An 18,780-nucleotide genomic window follows, 5' to 3' on the forward strand; every position below is an offset into this window, starting at 1 on the left:
GCTGCGCGCCTTCCCCCCTCTCTCTGCGCGCTACGCGCTCCGGGAGGGGGGACGCCACCAGCGCCTGTTTGGTCGATATTGGCGGCCCTTGCACGGCGTCTGCTGGCCTGGGCCGCGCCAGTTTCAAGCCTTTGCTGATATGGCCAACGCTTGATTTGAATGATTTTTGCCGTTTGTGCCCGTCCCTACAGCGCAGACAGCTACAAAACAAGAAGCATCGAAGGAGGCACCAGCCCATGGACTTTGAACTCAGCGAAGATCAACGCGCCTTTGCCGACACCGCGCGGCAGTTCGCCCAGGCGGAGCTGGCACCCCATGCGGCCGAATGGGACGCCACGGCCACGTTTCCGGTGGATGCCATTGCCAAGGCGGGCGAGCTGGGCTTTTGCGGCCTGTACGCGCCCGAGTCCATCGGCGGCCTGGCCTTGCCGCGTCTGGATGCGACACTGGTCTTTGAAGAACTGGCCGCGGTCGATCCATCGACGACCGCCTTCATCACCATCCACAACATGGCGACCTGGATGCTGGGCACCTGGGCCCAGGACGCGGTACGCGCCGAATGGGGCGAGCAGCTCACCAGCGGGCAAAAGCTCGCCAGCTACTGCCTGACGGAGCCGGGCAGCGGCTCGGACGCGGCCAGCATCAAGACCCGCGCCGAGCTCGTGGGCAACGAGTACGTCATCAACGGCAGCAAGGCCTTCATCAGCGGCGCCGGCTCCACCGACGTGCTGGTGCTCATGGCGCGCACCGGTGATGCGGGCGCGGGCGGCATCAGCGCCTTTGCCGTGCCCGCGCATCTGCCGGGCATTGCCTACGGCAAGAAGGAAGAAAAAATGGGCTGGAACAGCCAGCCCACGCGCCAGATCAGCTTTGACAACGTGCGCATTCCCGCAAGCCACCTGCTCGGCCGCGAGGGCGAAGGCTTCAAGATCGCCATGAAGGGGCTGGACGGCGGGCGCATCAACATCGCCACCTGCTCGGTGGGCGCGGCCCAGGGCGCGCTCACGCATGCGCAGCGCTACATGCAGGAGCGCAAGCAGTTCGGCAAGACCTTGGCGAGCTTTCAGGCGCTGCAGTTCAAGCTGGCCGACATGGCGACCGACCTCGTCGCCGCACGCCAGATGGTGCGCCTGGCGGCGAGCAAACTCGACGCCGGCGCGCCGGACGCCAGCACCTACTGCGCCATGGCCAAGCGCTTTGCCACCGACGCGGGCTTTGGCGTGATCAACGACGCGCTGCAGCTGCACGGCGGCTATGGCTACATCCGCGAATACCCGCTCGAGCGCCTGCTGCGCGACGCGCGCGTGCACCAGATTCTGGAGGGCACGAACGAGATCATGCGCGTCATCATCGGCCGGCGCATGCTCGACGGCGACGCGCCGGACGCCATTCGATGACTATCAAAAACAGAGCTGCTCGCGCTTGACCCACGGGCGCTGCAGGCCATTTTCTTCATCAATCACCATGCCGGCCCGCCCCCTGTCCCATGAGGCCCTGCGGCTGATCGCCGCGGTGCAGGACGCGCTCGCCGAGCGCCTGGGCGCCGACGTGGACGTGCAGGAGCGCCCGCTGTTCGGCAGCCACGCCTTCATGGTGGACGGCAAGCTCTGCCTGGCCGTCAGGGACGACGAGCTGCTCGTGCGCCTGCCGCCGCCAGAGCACGCCGCCCTGGCCGAAACCCCGGGCCTGCGCCCGCTGGCGCCGCAGGGCGGCATGGCCGGCTACTTCTGGGTCAGCCCCGCGGCCTACGCCACGCGCGCGCAGTGGCGCCACTGGATAGACGCGGCCCTGGCCTACAACCCCCAGGCCAGGGCCACGCCGCGACGGGCCAAAAGCAGCGCCACCGGACTTCCTCCCTCTCCCTCTGGGAGAGGGCCGGGGTGAGGGCCTTCCCCCCTCGATCTTTATCAGCTACCCGCACCAATCAACTCACCAGAGGAGACCTCAGCATGCAAATCGCATTCATCGGACTGGGCCACATGGGCGCCCCCATGGCCATCAACCTGCACAAGGCCGGTCACAGCGTCCGCGCCTTCGACCTGAGCCCGGACGCCTGTGCCCAGGTCAAGGCCCAGGGCCTCACCGTCGCCACGAGCGCCCAGGACGCCGTGCAGGGCGCCGAGGTCGTCATCAGCATGCTGCCCGCAAGCCAGCATGTCGAAGGCCTGTACCTGGGCAGCGACCGCGCCCCCGCCCTGCTGCCGCACATCGCCAAGGGTGCGCTGGTGATCGACAGCTCCACGATCGCTGCTGCCACCAGCCAGAAGGTGGCCCAGGCCGCGACCGCCGCGGGCGTGGACTTCATCGACGCACCGGTCTCGGGCGGCACGGGCGGCGCCATCGCCGGCACGCTGACCTTCATGGTCGGCGGCAGCGACGCGCAGCTCGAACGTGCGCGCCCGGTGCTCGAGAAGATGGGTGCCAACATCTTCCACGCGGGCGCCGTGGGCGCGGGCCAGACGGCCAAGATCTGCAACAACATGCTGCTGGGCATCCTCATGATCGGCACCAGCGAGGCCATCGCCCTGGGCGTGGCCAACGGGCTCGACCCCAAGGTGCTGTCCGAGATCATGCGCCGCAGCTCGGGGGGCAACTGGGCGCTGGAGAAGTACAACCCCTACCCCGGCGTGCACGAGAACGCCCCGGCCAGCAAGGGCTACGCGGGCGGCTTTGGCACCGATTTGATGCTCAAGGACCTGGGCCTGTCGCAGGAGAACGCCACCGCCGTCAAGGCCAGCACCCCGCTCGGCGGCCTGGCGCGCGCGCTCTATGCCGCGCACAGCATCGCCGGCCATGGCGGCGAGGATTTCTCCAGCGTCATCAAGCTGCTGCAGAAGAACGGCTGAACTGCCTGCCGGCATCACCCGGCGGCTCCGGCACGGAACGCCGCCTTCAGGACGCCCCAAGCGCTTGCCACTGCGCCAGGCAGTGGCGCGCCAGCGCCGTCACCCAGCAGGGCTGCGTGGGCACGAAGGCAATGCCGTAGCGCGGACTCACGAGAAAGCCCGCGCGTTCGAAGGCCTTGCCATCGCAATGCCTGACAAACGCGGCCAGGCTGCGAAACGGCACGGCAACGGCGCCCAGATGCAAGACCTCGGCGCGCGCCGTGACCTCCTCCAGTCGGCCGCAGTCCTGAAAGCGAAAGACCACGGCGCCGTAGTCCAGCGCTGTCAGACCCACCTCGTTGCGCTCTTCGCTGCACGGCTGACCGCGGGCGCGGATGACGTCCGCGCGCGTGGCGGTGAACGGCATGCCGTTGACGGCGGCATAGGGTGTGAGGTGCATGGCACATTCTGGCGCCGACACCCCGCACGGGACAACCCTGACGGCGCGCGCACCGCCGCGGCCCCCATCTGCGCGTATATTGCGCCGTGCCGCCGATACCGGGCCACGGGCCCGCGGCCAGGTTTGGGTACCAAAACGGCCGGCGACGCAAGCCAGACAAGCGGCAACAGCTATCAATCCTGCAACATCAACCCTCTTCCTCGCACGTGATGACTGCCTCCACCAACTTCGCCCCCATGCCCGATGCCGCCGGTTTCTTTGGCCCCTACGGCGGCCAGCTGGTGCCCCCGCACCTGAAGCAGGCCATGGACGACATCAACCTGGCCTACGCCGAGATCACCAAGCGCCAGGACTTCCAGGACGAGCTCGCGCAGTTGTTCGCCGACTACGTGGGCCGGCCCAGCCCCATCTTTCACGCGCGGCGCCTGTCCGAGCAGCTCGGCGGTGCGCAGATCCACCTCAAGCGCGAGGACCTCAACCACACGGGCGCGCACAAGATCAACCATTGCCTGGGCGAGGCGCTGCTCGCCAAGTTCATGGGCAAGAAGAAGGTCATCGCAGAGACCGGCGCCGGCCAGCATGGCGTGGCGCTGGCCACGGCCTGCGCCCTCGTGGGCATTCCCTGCGAGATCCACATGGGCCAGGTGGACATTGAGAAGGAGCACCCCAACGTCACCAAGATGCGCATCCTGGGCTGCAAGCTCGTGCCCGTGACGCGCGGCGCCGCCACGCTCAAGGAGGCCGTGGACAGCGCCTTTGAAGAGTACCTGACCAACCCCACCGAATACCTGTACGCGATCGGCTCGGTGGTCGGCCCCCACCCCTTCCCGATGATGGTGCGCGACTTTCAGAGCATCGTCGGCCGCGAGGCGCGCGAGCAGTTTCAGGCCAAACACGGCCGACTGCCCGACTACGTGGCCGCCTGCGTGGGCGGCGGCAGCAACGCCATGGGCATCTTCACGGCCTTCCTGAACGATGGCGGCGTGAAGCTCGTCGGCGTCGAGCCCTCGGGCGAAGGCACCGACAAGCCCGGCCGCCACGCCGCGACGCTGACCATGGGCAAGCCCGGCGAGCTCCACGGCATGAAGTGCTATGTGCTCGAGGACGCCGAGGGCCAGCCCGCCGCCGTGCACAGCATCGCCTCGGGCCTGGACTACCCCGGCGTGGGCCCGCAGCACAGCTACCTCAAGGACATCGGCCGCGTGCAGTACGAGGCCGTGACCGACAAGGAATGCCTGGACGCCTTCATGCAGCTGTCGCGCGTGGAGGGCATCATCCCCGCGCTCGAGAGCGCACACGCCGTCGCCTGGGCCATGCGCGTGGCGCCCGGCCTGCCAAAGGATCAGCACATCCTGGTCAATCTCTCGGGCCGCGGCGACAAGGACGCGGACTACGTGGCCAAGGTGCTGGGCCTGTGAGTTTCACGTTGGAGTATTGACATGCCATTGCCACCGAAGAAGCAGCGCAGCCGCCGCCTGCGCAAGAAGATGCGCGTGGGCGAGTTCCAGGAGCTGGGCTTCGAGTACGAGCTGAAGGTGAGGCAGGCGCTCGAGCCCGAGCAGGAAGAGTCGCTCATGGACCGATTCGTGCGCGAGCTGCTCGTTCCGCGCAACCTGGCCGCCGCCGGCTGGGTGCGCGAGGGCTTCGTCACGGCCTTCGGCCGCGGCTCCGCCACCGAGGAAGACCGCCAGGCCACACAGGCCTGGCTGGCCGCCCAGCCCGAGGTGGGCGAGGCCACGGTCAGCGCGCTCAAGGATGCGTGGTACGTGGAGGATTGAGGCGCACGTGCGCGCCCATAGGACGCATGACCCTGCCGCTGCCCTGGCTCGGGCCCGATGATCCGTTCCCACCCACCGGCAACGCCTGGGGTCCGGATTCGCCCGCACCGGGTTTGCTCGCGGCGGGCGGTGCACTCGATGTGCAGCGCCTGAAGCAGGCCTACGCACGGGGCATCTTCCCCTGGTTCAGCGCCGGCCAGCCCATCCTCTGGTGGAGCCCCGACCCGCGCATGGTGCTGCAGGTGCAGGAGTTCCGCCTGCACCGCTCGCTGCGCCGCACGCTGCAGCGCTTTCGCGCCACGCCGGGCTGCGAGCTGCGCGTGGACAGCGACTTTGCCGCCGTGATCCGCGCCTGCAGCCAGACGCCACGCGCGGGCCAGTCCGGCACCTGGATCGTGCCGCCCATGGTCGCGGCCTACGAGGCGCTGCACGCCGCGGGCCACGCGCACAGCGTGGAGACCTGGGTCGATGGCCGGCTCGTCGGCGGTCTGTACTGCGTGGCGCTCGGGCGCGCGGTGTTTGGCGAATCGATGTTCGCCCATGCCACCGATGCCTCGAAGATCGCGCTCGCCGCGCTCGTCTGCCTGTGCCGGCGCGAGGGCGTACAGATGATCGACTGCCAGCAGAACACCGGCCACCTGGCGTCGCTGGGCGCGCGCGAGATGGACAGGGCCGCGTTTCTGCGCCACGTGGATCAGGCCCAAAGCCTGCCCGACTGCAACTGGCACTTCGACTCCGTATACTGGGACGAACTTCTTCCCGAACGTCCCGCGGCGTGACCCAGCTCAACGATCTTCCGCTACAAAGCCTGCAGTTCTATGCCACGGCGCCCTACCCGTGCAGCTATCTGGCCGGACGGCAGGCGCGCTCGCAGGTGGCCACACCGAGCCACCTGATCCAGAACGACGTGTATTCGGACCTGGTGGCACGCGGCTTTCGCCGCAGCGGCATGTTCACCTATCGCCCCTATTGCGAAGGCTGCCAGGCCTGCATTCCGCTGCGCGTGCTGGCCGAGTCGTTTCGCCCCGACCGGAGCCAGCGCCGCGCCGGAAAGCGCCATGCCGACCTGCACGCGCGCGTGCTGCAGCTGTGCTTCATCCCTGAGCACTACCAGCTCTACCTGCGCTACCAGAATGCCCGCCACGCGGGTGGCGGCATGGACCATGACAGCATCGACCAGTACACGCAGTTCCTGCTGCAAAGCAGGGTCAACTCGCGCCTGGTGGAGTTTCGCGAGCCCGGGCCCGACGGCCAGCCGGGCGCGCTCAAGATGGTGTCCATACTCGACGTGCTGGAGGACGGCATCTCCGCCGTCTACACCTTCTACGAGCCCGAGGACAACGCAAGCTATGGCACCTACAACGTGCTGTGGCAGATACAGCAGGCGCGCGCGCTGGGCCTGCCCCATGTGTACCTGGGCTACTGGATAGAGCAAAGCCCCAAGATGAGCTACAAGGCGCGCTTCCTGCCGCACGAGCTGCGCATCAACGGCCGCTGGCAGCGCTCGGCGGGCTGACCAAAGAATCGGATAAAAACAGCCTCCAGCGCCCGCCAGTCAAGCGCTGACAGCTATTCTTTTTAATGATTCAACGCCTCGATCGTGCGCCGTCGACGCTCCAGGCGCCGGGGCCGAAGGCCACGAGGGCGAGTAGGCCGCCTGCGATTGCCAGGTTCTTGAAGAACATGATTTGCTGGATCATCTGCTGCGGCTCAGGGACAGCCCAATAGGCATGGAAGAAAATAGGCGGCAGTGAGAGAAAACACCGCCAGTGCCAGCGCCGCGATGCGCGCCCCAAAGCCCAGGACCAAGGCCAGACTGCCGAGCAGTTCGATCACGATCGCAATGGCGATGCCCACGGTGGGCAACGGCAGGCCCATGGCCGTGGCATAACCCACGGTCCCAGCAAAGTCGGTGATCTTTCCGATGCCCGATGGCACAAACAACGGCGCAATGAGAATGCGGCCCAAAAGAATCAAGGCGTTCTGCAGGGCAGCGGACATGGTGGAACTCCCGTGGTTGACAAACTGGGCAGGCCTCACGCGGCAAGGTCGAAGACCAGCACCTCGGCGTCGCGGCCGCCGGACAGGGCCACGCTGCGCTCACCCTCGAGCAGCGCCGCGTCGCCGCCGCTCAGGTGCAGCCCATTGACGTCCAGCGCCCCCCGGATCAGGTGCACATAGGCCTTGCGCCGCGGATCCACGGCCAGTGTGGCAGCCTGCGCACCATCGAACAAGCCCGCATAGACCGACGCATCGGCATGGATGCGCACGGCGCCCGCCGCACCCGTGGGCGAGGCCACGAGGCGCGGCCGGCCGCGCTTGTCGGCATCGGGCACGGTGACTTGCTCGTAGCTGGGCGCCACGCCGCGCACATCGGGCTCTATCCAGATCTGCAGGAAATGCGTGGTCTGGCCCTCTGCATGGTTGAACTCGCTGTGCATCACGCCCGAGCCCGCGCTCATGCGCTGCACGTCGCCCGCGGGAATGGCCTTGACGTTGCCCATGCTGTCCTGGTGCGCGAGCTCGCCCGACAGCACGTAGCTGATGATCTCCATGTCGCGATGGCCATGCGTGCCAAAGCCCGTGCCGGGGGCGATGCGGTCCTCGTTGATGACGCGCAGATTGCCCCAGCCCATGTGGCGCGGGTCGTAGTAGCCGGCAAACGAGAAGCTGTGATACGAATGGAGCCAGCCATGGTCGGCATGGCCGCGGTCCTGGGATTTGCGAATGGTCACCATGGAGTGCACCCCGAAGCATTGTTGAATGCCCCTCACTGTATGCCTGCCGACGGAGCAGCGGCGGCTGCCGACTTGAAGGCATCATTCAAACATCTTCAACAAACCTCGCGCCAATCATGCAAATCATGCGCAATGTGCTGACGCCGGACAACCTCGCCATGCTGCAAAGCATTGCCGAGACCGGCAGCTTTGCCGCGGCCGCGCGCCAGCTGGGTCTGGTACCCAGCGCGCTGACCTATCGCGTGCGCCAGATCGAGGACGCGCTCGACGTGCTGCTGTTCGACCGCAGCGCACGCCAGGCCCGCCCCACCGATGCGGGCCTGGAGCTGCTGCGCGAGGGCCGGCGCCTGCTCGAGGACATGGACGCCATCGCCCACCGCGTGCGCCGCGTGGCCACGGGCTGGGAGCCGCAGCTGACCCTGTCGGTCGATGGCGTGATCTCGCCCACCACCATGCTGGAGCTGGTCGAGGCCTTCTACGCGCTCGCACCGCCCACGCGCCTCAAGTGGCGCGACGGCATCCTGAGCGGCACGGCCGAGGCGCTGACCTCCGGAGAGGCCGATCTCGCCATTGGCGTGACCGAGGCCGCGAGCACCATGCCCGGGCTGCAGTCGGCGCCGCTGGGCAACCTGCGCTTTGTCTTCGTGGTGGCGCCGCACCATCCGCTGGCCAAGGCGCCCGAGCCGCTCGGCGACAGCCTGCTGCGCATGCACCGCGCCATCGCCGTGGCCGACTCGGCCCGGCGCGGCAGCATGACCGTGGGCATTCTGCCGGGCCAGGACGTGTTCACCGTGGACAACATGCGCGCCAAGATCCAGGCCCAGCTGCGCGGCCTGGGCGGCGGCTTTCTGCCCGAGCCCATGGTGCGGCCCTATGTCGAGGCCGGCCACCTCGTGGTGCGCGCCGTGCAGCGGCCCACACGCGCCATCCCCCTGGCCTACCAGTGGGGCGGGCCCAGCGCCAGCGCACCGGGGCGTGCGCTGCAATGGTGGCTGGCGCAGCTCAAAAGCCCCACCACGCGCCAGGCGCTGCTGGAAAATCACCACCATTTCTGACCCGCAGGCGCTTTGGCGCGTGTAGAGTGAATGCTGTTGCACATCGCATGATCCAGCTACACAGAGGCGCGCCATGACCACATCACGCACCCGTTCCAGCACTCGCCTGAAACACAGCCCGCCCGCAGGCCCCGCCAGGCGCTTTGCCGTCATCGGCGCGGGCATGGCCGGTGTGGCCTGCGCGCGCACGCTGGCGCAGGCCGGCCACACCGTGACGGTGTTCGAGAAGGCGCCGCATTGCGGCGGGCGCACGACGGCGCTGGCCTCGCCCTTTGGCAGCTTCGATTGCGGTGCGCAGTACTTCACCGTGCGCGACGCACGGTTTCAGCTGGCGCTGGACACCGTGCCCGGCCTGTGCCGCGCCTGGAGCGCGACCACCATCCGCGTACTGGACGCCGCCGGTCGCGTGGCCGCGGCCTCGCGCACGCCGGGCGAGGCGCATTGGGTCGCCATCCCGACCATGGACGCACTCGTGCAGGCCTGGGCCCAGCCGCTGGCGGGCGAGGGGCGGCTGCACACGCACACCAGCGTCACGCGCATCGAGCGCGACCCGGCCCACCCCGGCACCTGGCAGCTGCACTGCGAGACCCTGGGCGGCGACACCCATCTGCACGGCGGCTTCGACGCCGTGATGCTGGCCCAGCCGGCGCCGCTCGGCCAGGCACTGCTGCAGCAGTCGGGCGTCACGCCGGCCTGGGGCGACGCGCTGGCGGGCGTGGACATCGCCCCCTGCTGGACGCTGATGCTGGCCTTCGCCCACGCCGTGCGCCCGGGCCTGACCACGCTGGGCCCGCAGTGGAACGCGGCGCGCAGCACGCACCACCGCATCGCCTGGCTCGCGCGCGAATCGAGCAAGCCCGGGCGCAAGCAGATCGAGCGCTGGACCGTGCAGGCCAGCCCCGCCTGGTCGCTTGAGCACCTGAACGACGACATCGACCGCGTGCAGGCCAAGCTCATCAAGGCCTTTGCCGAGGTCACGGGCATACGCGCCACGCCCACCCATGCCGAGCTGCGCCGCTGGCGCCACGCCCAGACGCAAAAGCCCCTGGGCCAGAGCCATCTGTGGGACGCCGCCGCGGGCCTGGGCGCCTGCGGCGACTGGTGCCTGGGCCACAGGCTGGAGGACGCCTTCGTCTCCGGCCTGGAGCTGGCCCTGGCCGCCGCATGAGCGCGGGCCGCGCCGGCCCGCAGCCCTACGTCGGGCGCTTCGCCCCCTCGCCCACCGGGCCGCTGCATGCGGGCTCGCTCGTCGCCGCGCTCGCGAGCTGGCTGGACGCGCGCGCGGCCGGCGGCCGCTGGCTGGTGCGCATCGAGGACGTGGACCTGCCGCGCTGCCAGAGCGGCGCGGCCGAGCGCATCCTGGCCCAGCTCGCGGCCTGCGGCCTTGCGCCCGACGAGGCGCCGCTGTACCAATCCACGCGCGGCGCGCGCTACCAGCAGGCGCTCGACGCGCTCGTGGCCGAACATCTGGCCTACCCCTGCGCCTGCACGCGGCGCGACATCGAGGCCGCCCAGGCCGCCCTGGGCCTGCAGCACGAGCGCCATGTGGAGCGCCCCTACCCCGGCACCTGCCGCGCCGGCCTGCAGGGCCGCGCGCCGCGTGCCTGGCGTTTCAACGCCACGGATTACCAGTCAAATCTGCCTCCAGCGCCCGCTCATCAAGCGCAAGACGCTCCTTTATTGATAGTGAATGACGGCATCCACTGGTGCGACCGGCGCCTGGGCCCGCAGTCGCAGAACGTCGCCACCCAGGTGGGCGACTTCGTGCTGCGCCGCGCCGATGGCCTGTGGGCCTACCAGCTGGCCGTGGTGGTGGACGATGCCGACCAGGGCGTGACCCATGTGGTGCGCGGCGAGGACCTCACGGACAACACCGCGCGCCAGATCCTGCTGCAGTCGGCCCTGGGCCTGGCCACGCCCTCCTACCTGCACACGCCGCTGGTGCGCGCGGCCGACGGCGAGAAGCTTTCCAAGCAGCATGGTGCGCCACCCATGGACGAGCGCGACCCCATGGCCGCGCTGGCCGCCGCGGCCCACGTGCTGGGCCTGCCCCCGATCGATGCCGGCGCCGGAGTGGCTGCGGCGTTGGCGCTGTGGGTGCGGGCCTGGGCGGGAATCTACAATCCGCGGCGTGACTGACACCCAAACGCTTCCCCCCCAAGACACATCGACCGGCGCGCCCGCCGGCGTCGCCCACCCCAAGGGCATCAAGAGCTATGTGCGCCGCGCCGGCCGCACCACCACGGGCCAGGCCAAGGCCCTGGAAGACCTGGGCCCGCGCTTCGTGCTCGACTACGCCCCCACCCCGCTCGACGCTGCGGCGGCGTTTGGCCGCAGCGCGCCGCTGATCCTGGAGATCGGCTTCGGCATGGGCGAGGCCACGGCCCATATCGCGAGCCTGCGCGAGAGCGACAACTTCCTGTGCTGCGAGGTGCACGAGCCCGGCGTGGGCGCACTGCTCAAGCGCATCGGCGAGCAGGGCCTTCAGAACATCCGCATCCTGCAGCACGACGCCGTGGAGGTGCTGGACCACATGCTGGCCGAGGGCAGCCTGGACGGCGTGCACATCTTCTTTCCCGACCCCTGGCACAAGAAGCGCCACAACAAGCGCCGCCTGATCCAGGCGCCGCTTGTGGCCAAGCTGGCCGCGCGGCTCAAGATCGGCGGCTACATCCACTGCGCGACCGACTGGCAGCCCTATGCCGAGCAGATGCTGGAGGTGCTATCGGCCGAGCCCCTGCTGGCCAACACCGCCGCCAACTACGCCCCCAAGCCCGAATACCGGCCGCTGACCAAGTTCGAAAACCGCGGCCTGCGCCTGGGCCATGGCGTGTGGGACCTGGTCTTCACGCGCCGCTGAAAACCACCTGACCCTGAAAGCAAAACACCCGCCTGCCAGGCGGGTGTTTTGCTTCCGGTGGGAGGCCCTCAGACGCGCTCGCCCACCCAGCCCGTCACCGAGGCCAGTGCGGCCGGCAGGGCCGCGGCATTGGTGCCGCCGGCCATGGCCATGTCGGGCTTGCCGCCGCCCTTGCCGCCGACCTGGCTGGCGACGAAGTTCACCAGCTCGCCGGCCTTGATGCGGCCCACGCTGTCGGCCGTCACGCCCGCGGCCAGCTGCACCTTGTCGCCGTCGACGGCGGCGAGCACGATGGCGGCCGTCTTGAGCTTGTCCTTGAGCTTGTCCATGGTCTCGCGCAGCTGCTTGGCGTCGGCGCCGTCGAGCCGCGCCGCGAGCACCTTGAGGCCCTTCACATCCACGGCCTGGCCCGCGAGCTCATCGCCCTGGCTGGATGCGAGCTTGCCCTTGAGTGCGGCCAGCTCCTTCTCCAGCGCGCGGATCTGCTCGAGCGCGCCGGCGATGCGGCCCGTGAGCTCGGCGGTCGGCGCCTTGAGCGCGGCGGCGGCCTCGTCCACCGTGGTCTCGAGCGACTGCAGGTAGGCCAGCGCGTTCTCGCCCGTCACGGCCTCGATGCGGCGCACGCCCGCGGCGACGCCGCCCTCGGCCACGACCTTGAACAGGCCGATGTCGCCCGTGCGCTGCACATGGGTGCCGCCGCAGAGCTCGCGGCTGCTGCCGATGTCGAGCACGCGCACGGTCTCGCCGTACTTCTCGCCAAACAGCATCATGGCGCCGGTCTTCTGCGCGCTCTCGATGTCCATCACGCGCGCCTGGGTGGCGGCATTGGCCAGCACCTCGGCGTTCACCCGGCGCTCGATCTCGCGGATCTGCGCGCCGGTCACGGGTGCATTGTGGGCAAAGTCAAAGCGCGTGCGCTCGGCGTTCACCAGGCTGCCCTTTTGCTGCACATGCTCGCCCAGCACCTCGCGCAGCGCCTTGTGCATGAGGTGGGTGGCGCTGTGGTTGCGCATGGTGGCGGCGCGCTGGCCGCCGTCGACCTGGGCCAGCACCGTGTCGCCCACGCTCAAAGTGCCCTCGGCCAACCGGCCATGGTGGCCGTAGACGTCGGCCTTGATCTTCTGCGTGTCCTCCACGGCAAAGCGCGCGCTGCCGGCCGTGATCAGGCCCTGGTCACCGACCTGGCCGCCGCTCTCGGCGTAGAACGGCGTGCTGTCGAGCACGACCACGCCGTTCTGACCAGCCTTGAGGGCCGCAACGCTCACCCCGTCCGCGTAGAGTGCTACGATTTTTGCAGTACCTGCCAGATGCTCGTAGCCCGTGAACTGGTTGGCCGCGCCGCCGTATTCGAGCACCTTGTCCATCTTGAACTTGCCGGCCGCGCGCGCCTGGCTCTTCTGGTGCTCCATGGCGGCGGCAAAGCCGGCCTCGTCCACACTCAGGCCACGCTCGCGGCAGACATCGTTCGTCAGATCGAGCGGGAAGCCGTAGGTGTCGTGCAGCTTGAAGGCCACGTCGCCGGGCAGAACCTTGGCGCCACCGGCCAGGGCCCCGTCCAGGATCTCCATGCCGTGGGCCAGGGTCTCGAAGAAGCGCTCCTCCTCCACCCGCAGCACCTCGGTGATGCGCTGCTGCTGCTCGCGCAGCTTGGGATAGGCCTCGCCCATCTGCGCGACCAGGTCATTCACCAGCTTGTGGAAGAACGGCGTCTTCTGTCCCAGCTTGTAGCCGTGGCGGATGGCCCGGCGCACGATGCGCCGCTGCACATAGCCGCGGCCCTCGTTGCTCGGGATCACGCCATCGGCCACGAGGAAGGCGGTGGCGCGGATATGGTCGGCAATCACCTTGAGCGAGGGGTTGGCCAGATCCTGGCAGCCGGTCTCGCGCGCGGCGGCCTTGATGAGGGCGTCGAACAGGTCGATCTCGTAGTTGCTGTGCACATGCTGCAGGATGGCGGCCAGGCGCTCCAGGCCCATGCCGGTGTCCACGCAGGGCGCAGGCAGCGGCACGACGGAGCCGTCCTCCTTCATGTCGAACTGCATGAACACGTGGTTCCAGATCTCGATGAAGCGGTCGCCGTCCTCGTCGGGGCTGCCCGGAGGGCCGCCGGGGATCTCGGGGCCGTGGTCGTAGAAGATTTCCGAGCAGGGGCCGCAGGGGCCGGTGTCGGCCATCATCCAGAAGTTGTCGCTCTTGTAGCGCCCGCCCTTGTTGTCGCCGATGCGGATCACGCGCTCGGGCGGCAGGCCGATTTCCTTGGTCCAGATGTCGTAGGCCTCGTCGTCCTCGGCGTACACCGTGGCCAGCAGGCGCTCGGGCGGCAGCTTGTAGACCTGGGTCAAGAGCTCCCAGCCCCATTGGATGGATTCGCGCTTGAAGTAGTCGCCAAACGACCAGTTGCCCAGCATCTCGAAGAAGGTGTGATGGCGCGCCGTGTAGCCCACGTTCTCCAGGTCGTTGTGCTTGCCGCCCGCGCGCAGGCAGGTCTGCACGCTGGCCGCGCGCACATAGGGGCGCTTGTCCGTGCCGAGGAACACGTCCTTGAACTGCACCATGCCCGAGTTGGTGAACATCAGCGTCGGGTCGTTGCCCGGCACCAGCGGGCTGGATGCGACCACGGTGTGGCCCTTGGTGGCAAAGAAATCCAGAAAGGTCTTGCGGATGTCGGCAACGGAAAAGCGGGTGGTCATGGGGTTGTGCTCTGGCAAATGAAGGGCCCGGGACGCTGTCCAGCAACAGCGCCGGGCGAACCGGGCATTTTAGGGGCTTTCCCGCGAACGGCCGCCGCCCGGGGCATCATCACTGGCCATGAAGCAAGACCCCTCTCACGCCCCCGCCGACACTCTCTATCTGCCCGCGGACGAACTGCTGGCCACGGCCTGCCGCGTGTTCGAGCACATGGGCCTGTCGCGCGCCCACGCCCAGGCCATGGCGCGCACCGTGGTCGCGGGCCAGCGCGACGACTGCCAGTCGCACGGGCTGTACCGCATCCTGTCGTGCGCGCAGACCATTGCCGCGGGCAAGGTCGCGCTGCGCGCCGAGCCGGCGCTGGCCCCCACCCAAGGTGCCGTGGTGCGCGTGGATGCCGGTTACGCCTTCTCGCCGCTGGCGTTTGAGCGCGGCCTGCCCGCGCTGGTCGAGGCCACGCGTGCCCAGGGCCTGGGGGCGCTGGTCATAGGCCGCTGCTTTCATTTCTCGGCCCTGTGGCCCGAGATCGAGGCCATCACCGCCCATGGGCTCGCGGCCCTGGCCCTCACGCCCAGCCATGCCTGGGTGGCGCCCGCGGGCGGGCGCAGGCCGGTGTTCGGCACCAACCCCATCGCCTTTGGCTGGCCGCGGCCCGGCGCCAATCCATTCGTGTTCGACTTTGCGACCAGCGCCATTGCGCGCGGCGACCTGGAGCTGCACCGCCGCGCCGGCACGCCCCTGCCCGAGGGCTGCGGCGTGGATGGCGAGGGCCGGCCCAGCACCGACCCGCTGGCCGTGGCCCAGGGGGCGATGCTGGCCTTTGGCGGCCACAAGGGTTCGGCCCTGGCGGCCATGGTGGAGCTCATGGCCGGCGCCCTGATCGGCGAGTGGACGAGCCAGGAGTCGCTGGCCTTTGACGCGGGCGCGGGCGCCATTCCCTGCCATGGCGAGCTCATCCTGGCCTTCGACCCCGCGCGCCTGGGCACGGGCGACCTAACCGCGCAGCAGCGCCAGGCCGAGGCGCTGTTCGCCGCCATCACTGACCAGGGCGCACGCCTGCCCTCGGAGCGGCGCTATGCCGCGCGTGCGCGCAGCCAGGAGCGGGGCGTGGCCGTGCCGCGTGCGCTGTATGAGGAGGTGCTGGCGCTGCTGGGCTGAAGGGCGGGTTCTCACCATCGCCAGCCACAAAGGCAGTGTGGATGGCACGCGATGCTTGCAGAACCCACCGTCATCCCCGCGAACGCGGGGATGACGGAGTCAATAGGTAACGCTGCTTGAGCCAAGAATCGCTTGATGCAGACGCAGGCGTTCAACCCATGAACTCGCGCAACTGCGGCAGGCTGGCCTGGGCCGCGCGGCGGCCCTCCTCGATGGCCTCCCTGGCGCGGTGAAAGTCGAGCTGGCCCAGGTGCGACAGGCGCGGCGCAATCACCACCTCGGGCGGGTCGCCGGCCATGCGGCTTCTGGTGATGCGCATTTGCATGATGTTGACGCTGGTCATCATCACGTCCAGCAGAGAGGGCGGCTTGAAGGCGGGCTTGCCTGGGGCGCTGGCCCAGAACTTCAGGCGCCTGGCCCAGTCGCCATTGCGCGCGGGCACATGCTCGGGCATGGGCGGCTCGGCTGCGCCCTCGCCCTCCTGCGCTCCCATGGCGCTCTCATGCATCACAGCCAGGGGATGCATGTGGCGCTGCACGATGTCGGCGTTCAGGTCGACGCCGATGACGATGTCCGCCCCCATGGCGCGCGCGAGCGACGTGGGCACGGGGTTGACCAGGCCGCCATCGACGAGCAGCCGCCCCCCCTCCTGCAACACGGGCGTGAACAGCCCCGGTAGCGCGATGGAGGCGCGCACGGCGTCGGCGATCGAGCCCTCGCGCAGCCAGACCTCGGCGCCCGAATGCAGGTCGGTGGCCACGGCGCCAAAGGGCAGCGGCGAGTCCTCGATGTCGAAGTCCGCGAAGTTTCGGCGCCAGAAGGCGATCAGCTTCTCGCCCTTGAGCATGCCGCCCGCGAGGTTGAAGTCCATGAAGCCGAACACGTCGCGCAGACCCAGGCTTTGCACCCAGGTGGCAAAGCGCTCGAGCTCGCCCGCCGCATACACGGCGCCGACGAGCGCGCCAATGGACGAGCCGCACACCATGTCCAGCCGCACGCCCTCGTCGCGCAGCACCTGCAGCACACCGATATGCGCCCAGCCGCGCGCCGAGCCGCTGCCCAGCGCAAGGCCCACGACGGGGGTGCGACGCGCGAGTGCCATGACTAGCCCTCCCCGCGCAGGAGCGCCTGCATGCCCGCCTCGTCGAGCACCGGCACGCCGAGTTCCTGCGCCTTGGCGAGCTTGCTGCCGGCCTCGGCGCCGGCGACGACGTAGTCGGTCTTCTTGCTCACCGAGCCCGAGACCTTGGCGCCCGCGGCCTCGAGCAGCTCCTTGGCCGCGTCACGCGAAAGCGTGGGCAGCGTGCCGGTCAGCACCACGGTCTTGCCGGCCAGCGGCTGGGCGGCGGCCTCGGTGGGCGCGCCCTCCTCCCAACTCAGGCCCGCAGCGCGCAGCGCCTGCACCACCTCGCGGTTGTGCGGCTGGGCAAAAAAGCGGTGGATGGACTCGGCGACGATGGGGCCCACATCGGCCACCTGCAGCAGCTCTTGCAGGCCCGCGTCCATGAGTGCGTCCAGGCTGCCAAAGTGGCGCGCCAGGTCCTTGGCCGTGGCCTCGCCCACATGGCGTATGCCCAGGCCGTAGAGAAAGCGCGCCAGCGTGGTGCGCCTGGACTGCTGCAGCGCGTCGAGCAGGTTTTGCGCGGACTTCTCGCCCATGCGATCGAGCCCCGCCAGATCGGCCAGCGTCAGGCGGTACAGGTCCGGCAGCGCGGTGATGCGGCCGCTGTCGACCAGTTGGTCGACGAGCTTCTCGCCCAGGCCTTCGATATCGAGCGCGCGGCGCTGGGCAAAATGCAGCACGGCCTGCTTGCGCTGCGCCGGGCAAAACAGGCCGCCCGTGCAGCGGTGGTTCATCTCGCCGGCCTCGCGCACCACGCTGCTGCCGCAGACCGGGCAGGCGCGCGGCATGCGGAAGTTGGCCACATAGGGGCTGCGCGGCAGGGCCCGGCCCGCGGCGTCGGCGGCCGCGGGCACACAGCCCACGACCTCGGGAATCACGTCGCCCGCGCGGCGCACGATGACCTGGTCGCCCACGCGCACACCCTTCTTGCGGATCTCGAACAGGTTGTGCAGCGTGGCGTTGGTCACGGTCACGCCGCCCACGAACACCGGCGCCAGCCGCGCCACGGGCGTGAGCTTGCCGGTGCGGCCCACCTGCACGTCGATGGCCTCGCAGCGGGTCAGCATCTCCTGCGCCGGGTATTTGTGCGCCACGGCCCAGCGCGGCTCGCGCGTCTTGAAGCCCAGCTGGCGCTGCAGATCGAGGCGGTTGACCTTGTAGACCACGCCGTCGATGTCGTAGGGCAGCCGGTCGCGCTCGGCGCCCAGGCGCTGGTGAAACGCTACCAATTCAGAAGCACCTTGCGCAATGCTGACCTGCGGCGCGACCGGAAATCCCCATGTTTTCAGCTGCTGCAAGAGCGCGTAATGCGTACCGAAATCCGGCCCGCCCTGGTCGGCGGCCGTGACCTCGCCCAGGCCATAGGCAAAAAAGGACAGCGGGCGCTGCGCGGTGATGGCGGAGTCCAGCTGGCGCACGGCGCCGGCGGCGGCGTTGCGCGGGTTGACGAAGGTCTTGTCGCCCTTCTCGCGCTGGCGCTCGTTGAGCCGCTCGAAGTCGGCGCGGCGCATATAGACCTCGCCGCGCACCTCGAGCACCGGCGGCACGCCGGCAGGCAGGACGAGCGGTATCTGGCGGATGGTGCGGATGTTGTGCGTCACATCCTCGCCCACCTCGCCATCGCCGCGCGTGGCCGCCTGCACCAATCTGCCCCCCTCGTAGCGCAGGCTCATGGCCAGGCCATCGAACTTGGGCTCGGCCACATATTCCACGGCCGGGTCGGCCTCCGAGAGACCGAGCTCGCGGCGCACGCGCGCGTCAAAGCCTTCAGCGCCGCTGGCCTCGGTGTCGGTCTCGGTCTGGATGCTGAGCATGGGCACGGCGTGGCGCACGCTGGCCAGGCCCTCCATGACCGCGCCGATCACGCGCTGCGTGGGCGAGTCGGGCGTAACCAGCCCGGGGTAGGCACCCTCGAGCGCCTGCAGCTGCTGGAACACGCGGTCGTACTCGGCATCGGGCACGCTGGGCGCGTCCTGCACGTAGTACTCGTGCGCCCAGCGGTTCAACTGGGCACGCAATGCTTCAACTTTGCTAGCTACTGCCGCAGGCGCAGCAGGCGCTGGGGCCGAAAAAAGGTCAGATTGTTCAGACATGC

Annotated in this window: 19 protein-coding genes; 12 read left to right on the forward strand and 7 right to left on the reverse strand. The window is 69.2% G+C overall.

Going from position 1 to position 18,780, the window contains the following annotated elements:
* Positions 1–236: 236 nt before the first annotated feature.
* The 3 genes from ABUE11_RS09060 (at position 237) to mmsB (ending at position 2,846) form a co-directional block, all read left to right on the forward strand.
* Complete coding sequence (locus ABUE11_RS09060; RefSeq protein ID WP_367065068.1) at positions 237–1,397, forward strand: acyl-CoA dehydrogenase family protein; 1,161 nt, start codon at positions 237–239, stop codon at positions 1,395–1,397.
* Positions 1,398–1,464: 67 nt separating this feature from the next.
* A complete protein-coding gene (locus ABUE11_RS09065) occupies positions 1,465–1,884 on the forward strand; it encodes a TfoX/Sxy family protein (RefSeq protein WP_367065069.1) in 420 nt (139 codons plus the stop codon).
* A gap of 65 nt (positions 1,885–1,949) precedes the next feature.
* Positions 1,950–2,846, forward strand: a complete 897-nt coding sequence (mmsB, locus tag ABUE11_RS09070) for a 3-hydroxyisobutyrate dehydrogenase (protein WP_367065070.1) — start codon at positions 1,950–1,952, stop codon at positions 2,844–2,846.
* A 46-nt stretch (positions 2,847–2,892) separates the two neighbouring features.
* Here mmsB and ABUE11_RS09075 read toward each other — a convergent pair whose 3' ends face one another.
* Positions 2,893–3,285: a hypothetical protein gene (locus ABUE11_RS09075; protein WP_367065071.1), complete on the reverse strand. Its 393-nt coding sequence runs from the start codon at positions 3,283–3,285 to the stop codon at positions 2,893–2,895.
* Positions 3,286–3,494: 209 nt separating this feature from the next.
* Here ABUE11_RS09075 and trpB point away from each other — a divergent pair, with 209 nt between their 5' ends.
* Genes trpB through ABUE11_RS09095 form a run of 4 tightly spaced genes read left to right on the forward strand, consistent with a single transcriptional unit; the run spans position 3,495 to position 6,579 of the window.
* Positions 3,495–4,703: a tryptophan synthase subunit beta gene (gene trpB / locus ABUE11_RS09080; RefSeq protein ID WP_367065072.1), complete on the forward strand. Its 1,209-nt coding sequence runs from the start codon at positions 3,495–3,497 to the stop codon at positions 4,701–4,703.
* Between the two features lie 21 nt (positions 4,704–4,724).
* Positions 4,725–5,063: a YggL family protein gene (locus tag ABUE11_RS09085; RefSeq protein WP_367065073.1), complete on the forward strand. Its 339-nt coding sequence runs from the start codon at positions 4,725–4,727 to the stop codon at positions 5,061–5,063.
* Between the two features lie 26 nt (positions 5,064–5,089).
* Positions 5,090–5,842 carry a leucyl/phenylalanyl-tRNA--protein transferase gene (gene aat / locus ABUE11_RS09090; protein WP_367065074.1) on the forward strand — a complete coding sequence of 251 codons (753 nt, stop codon included), beginning with the start codon at positions 5,090–5,092 and terminating at the stop codon, positions 5,840–5,842.
* Positions 5,839–6,579, forward strand: a complete 741-nt coding sequence (locus tag ABUE11_RS09095) for an arginyltransferase (RefSeq protein ID WP_367065075.1) — start codon at positions 5,839–5,841, stop codon at positions 6,577–6,579. Before aat ends, ABUE11_RS09095 begins: the two co-directional genes overlap by 4 nt.
* Positions 6,580–6,649: 70 nt before the next feature.
* Here the strand turns inward: ABUE11_RS09095 and ABUE11_RS09100 are convergent, their stop codons facing one another.
* Genes ABUE11_RS09100 through ABUE11_RS09110 form a run of 3 tightly spaced genes read right to left on the reverse strand, consistent with a single transcriptional unit; the run spans position 6,650 to position 7,801 of the window.
* A complete protein-coding gene (locus ABUE11_RS09100; protein WP_367065076.1) occupies positions 6,650–6,763 on the reverse strand; it encodes a hypothetical protein in 114 nt (37 codons plus the stop codon).
* A 10-nt stretch (positions 6,764–6,773) separates the two neighbouring features.
* The gene (locus tag ABUE11_RS09105) at positions 6,774–7,064 is read right to left on the reverse strand and encodes a DoxX family protein (RefSeq protein WP_367065077.1); all 291 of its coding nucleotides are present in this window, start codon (positions 7,062–7,064) and stop codon (positions 6,774–6,776) included.
* A gap of 35 nt (positions 7,065–7,099) precedes the next feature.
* Complete coding sequence (locus tag ABUE11_RS09110; RefSeq protein WP_367065078.1) at positions 7,100–7,801, reverse strand: pirin family protein; 702 nt, start codon at positions 7,799–7,801, stop codon at positions 7,100–7,102.
* Between the two features lie 116 nt (positions 7,802–7,917).
* Here ABUE11_RS09110 and ABUE11_RS09115 point away from each other — a divergent pair, with 116 nt between their 5' ends.
* From ABUE11_RS09115 to trmB, 4 genes are all read left to right on the forward strand, one after another.
* Positions 7,918–8,856: a LysR family transcriptional regulator gene (locus tag ABUE11_RS09115; RefSeq protein WP_367065079.1), complete on the forward strand. Its 939-nt coding sequence runs from the start codon at positions 7,918–7,920 to the stop codon at positions 8,854–8,856.
* 73 nt (positions 8,857–8,929) lie between these two features.
* Positions 8,930–10,024, forward strand: a complete 1,095-nt coding sequence (locus ABUE11_RS09120; protein WP_367065080.1) for an FAD-dependent oxidoreductase — start codon at positions 8,930–8,932, stop codon at positions 10,022–10,024.
* Positions 10,021–10,995, forward strand: a complete 975-nt coding sequence (gluQRS, locus tag ABUE11_RS09125) for a tRNA glutamyl-Q(34) synthetase GluQRS (protein WP_367065081.1) — start codon at positions 10,021–10,023, stop codon at positions 10,993–10,995. Before ABUE11_RS09120 ends, gluQRS begins: the two co-directional genes overlap by 4 nt.
* Complete coding sequence (trmB, locus tag ABUE11_RS09130; protein WP_367065082.1) at positions 10,988–11,716, forward strand: tRNA (guanosine(46)-N7)-methyltransferase TrmB; 729 nt, start codon at positions 10,988–10,990, stop codon at positions 11,714–11,716. Before gluQRS ends, trmB begins: the two co-directional genes overlap by 8 nt.
* A 68-nt stretch (positions 11,717–11,784) precedes the next feature.
* Here trmB and alaS read toward each other — a convergent pair whose 3' ends face one another.
* Complete coding sequence (alaS, locus tag ABUE11_RS09135; protein WP_367065083.1) at positions 11,785–14,406, reverse strand: alanine--tRNA ligase; 2,622 nt, start codon at positions 14,404–14,406, stop codon at positions 11,785–11,787.
* A gap of 118 nt (positions 14,407–14,524) precedes the next feature.
* On the opposite strand from alaS, the gene ABUE11_RS09140 reads away from it, so the two are divergent.
* Entirely contained in the window at positions 14,525–15,562 is a 1,038-nt protein-coding gene (locus tag ABUE11_RS09140; protein WP_367065084.1) for an Ldh family oxidoreductase, read from the forward strand.
* A 151-nt stretch (positions 15,563–15,713) separates the two neighbouring features.
* On the opposite strand, the gene ABUE11_RS09145 is transcribed toward ABUE11_RS09140, so the two are convergent.
* Both ABUE11_RS09145 and ligA read right to left on the reverse strand, forming a co-directional pair.
* Positions 15,714–16,664: a patatin-like phospholipase family protein gene (locus tag ABUE11_RS09145; protein ID WP_367065085.1), complete on the reverse strand. Its 951-nt coding sequence runs from the start codon at positions 16,662–16,664 to the stop codon at positions 15,714–15,716.
* Between the two features lie 2 nt (positions 16,665–16,666).
* A complete protein-coding gene (gene ligA / locus ABUE11_RS09150) occupies positions 16,667–18,778 on the reverse strand; it encodes an NAD-dependent DNA ligase LigA (protein WP_367065086.1) in 2,112 nt (703 codons plus the stop codon).
* Positions 18,779–18,780: the final 2 nt, after the last annotated feature.

This window comes from Oryzisolibacter sp. LB2S (genome assembly GCF_040732315.1).
In the GTDB taxonomy this organism is placed as follows: Bacteria; Pseudomonadota; Gammaproteobacteria; order Burkholderiales; family Burkholderiaceae_C; genus Alicycliphilus; species Alicycliphilus soli.